Origin of the sequence: Rhodococcus sp. EPR-134, assembly GCF_001647205.1 — a bacterium.
Taxonomy (GTDB): domain Bacteria; phylum Actinomycetota; class Actinomycetes; order Mycobacteriales; family Mycobacteriaceae; genus Rhodococcus_F; species Rhodococcus_F qingshengii.
The window spans coordinates 1-1,223 of record NZ_LVCT01000333.1 but is presented as its reverse complement, the minus strand read 5'-3'; the positions used below and the strand labels follow the sequence as shown (position 1 = coordinate 1,223).

Below are 1,223 nucleotides of genomic sequence, written 5' to 3'. Positions count from 1 at the left end.
ACCGAGGGTGAAATCGGAATCATGCCTGGGCATGAGCCGGTCCTCGGCCAGCTGATCGAGGGCGGAACCGTGTCGATCACCTCGGTCGACGGCGAGCGTATCGTTGCTGCGGTACACGGAGGATTCCTCTCCGTCACTGCGACGACGGTGACGATCCTTGCCGAGTCCGCGGACATGGCACAGGACATCGACGTCGAGGCAGCCAAGGCTGTCTTGGCCGAGAACTCGGGCGACCTCGAAGCGATTGCGGTCGCCAAGGGTCAGCTCCGGGCCGTCGAGCGCGCGTAAGTTACTCGAGTAAAGCCGCGACGGGAGCCGACGAACAGTGACATTCGGAATGACTGTGTTGATCATTCTGGTTGTGCTGCTCGCGGTTCTCGTCGCGGCTTTTCTGTATCGTCTGCTGGTTCTGCGTCGCGGCGGTACCGCTGCACTGCTTCGTGTTCTGCCATCTCCGGGGGACAGCGGGTGGCGTCACGGAATCATTCGCTACGGCGAAAGCACCTTTGTCTTTTTCAAACTGTCGAGTCTGCGGCCGGGCCCGGACTCCAGGATCGATCGTCAAGGTATCGAGGTCGAGAGCCGTCGTTCTCCCTCGGGTACCGAATTCGACATCATGAGCGACGACATCGTCGTGGTCAAGGTCAATGACGGCTCGTCGGCCTACGAAATCGCTTTGGACAGTGGAGCATTGACAGCGTTCCTGTCCTGGGTGGAATCTCGGCCGGACGGGCGCGCCCGTAGGCGACGCACCGCCTGACCGGTCCCGCTCAAGCCCCGGCGCCGGGCTTCCAGAGCACATCGCCTTCAGGATTTGCCACTCTTCCCATGATGAAGAGCAGATCCGACAATCTGTTGAGGTATTTCGCGGGGAGCACGCTCGTGTCCTCCGGGTTCGCATTGATGGCGGACCAAGCCGCACGCTCAGCACGCCGCGAGACGGTTCTTGCTACGTGAAGCAGGGCTCCCAAGGCGGTTCCGCCCGGCAGAATGAACGAATTCAACGGTGCCAGTTGCTCATTGAGTTCATCGCACCATCCTTCGAGTCGATCGATGTAGGACTGAGTCACTCGTAGCGGCGGGTACTTCGGGTTCTCGACCACGGGGGTGGACAAGTCGGCCCCTGCGTCGAAAAGGTCGTTCTGGATCTGGCGCAGCATTGCGAGGAGATTCTCCGGGGGAGTGCCGAGGGCAACGGCCACACCGATCGCTGCATTGGTCTC

General features: G+C 61.3%; 3 protein-coding genes. 2 read left to right on the top strand and 1 reads right to left on the bottom strand.

Going from position 1 to position 1,223, the window contains the following annotated elements:
• Together A2J01_RS15045 and A2J01_RS15040 are read left to right on the top strand one after the other, a co-directional pair.
• Nucleotides 1–288, top strand: a 288-nt coding sequence (locus A2J01_RS15045; protein ID WP_064113014.1) for a F0F1 ATP synthase subunit epsilon, incomplete at its 5' end; no start/stop codon positions are given.
• A 49-nt stretch (nucleotides 289–337) separates the two neighbouring features.
• A complete protein-coding gene (locus A2J01_RS15040) occupies nucleotides 338–760 on the top strand; it encodes a DUF2550 domain-containing protein (RefSeq protein WP_029255703.1) in 423 nt (140 codons plus the stop codon).
• Nucleotides 761–770: 10 nt separating this feature from the next.
• Here A2J01_RS15040 and A2J01_RS15035 read toward each other — a convergent pair.
• Nucleotides 771–1,223, bottom strand: a 453-nt coding sequence (locus A2J01_RS15035; RefSeq protein ID WP_064113013.1) for a cob(I)yrinic acid a,c-diamide adenosyltransferase, incomplete at its 5' end; no start/stop codon positions are given.

Excerpts from the sequence above, each read along its gene's own strand:
- A2J01_RS15040 (WP_029255703.1), top strand. The coding sequence starts at position 338 with ATGACTGTGTTGATCATTCTGGTTGTGCTGCTCGCGGTTCTCGTCGCG.